A 262-nucleotide genomic window follows, 5' to 3' on the forward strand; every position below is an offset into this window, starting at 1 on the left:
CACAGTGTGAGTATGTCTCCACACAAACGCGCTGGTGGTATGTTATCTAGCAACCTTGCTAAAGCAGTCATCGGCTTTTCGCTGTTTGGTGCAATTTTCATATCTAGCTTAGTGGCAAAGCGTACCGCACGTAGCATGCGCACCGGATCTTCACGGTAACGCGTTTCTGGATCGCCAATTAGCTCAATTTGTTTAGCTTTTATTGCGGCTAAACCATTGGCGTAATCGTAAATACAAAAATCGTTAAGTGAGTGATACCGTG

1 protein-coding gene is annotated in these 262 nt (G+C 45.0%); it reads right to left on the bottom strand.

Annotated elements, in window-relative coordinates; translation table 11 throughout:
* Positions 1-262, bottom strand: a 262-nt coding sequence (locus AAEY62_RS23080; RefSeq protein WP_502935563.1) for a tRNA nucleotidyltransferase/poly(A) polymerase-related protein, incomplete at both ends; no start/stop codon positions are given.

It is taken from the genome of Pseudoalteromonas sp. GW168-MNA-CIBAN-0100 (assembly GCF_040309225.1).
GTDB classification, from domain to species: domain Bacteria; phylum Pseudomonadota; class Gammaproteobacteria; order Enterobacterales; family Alteromonadaceae; genus Pseudoalteromonas; species Pseudoalteromonas arctica.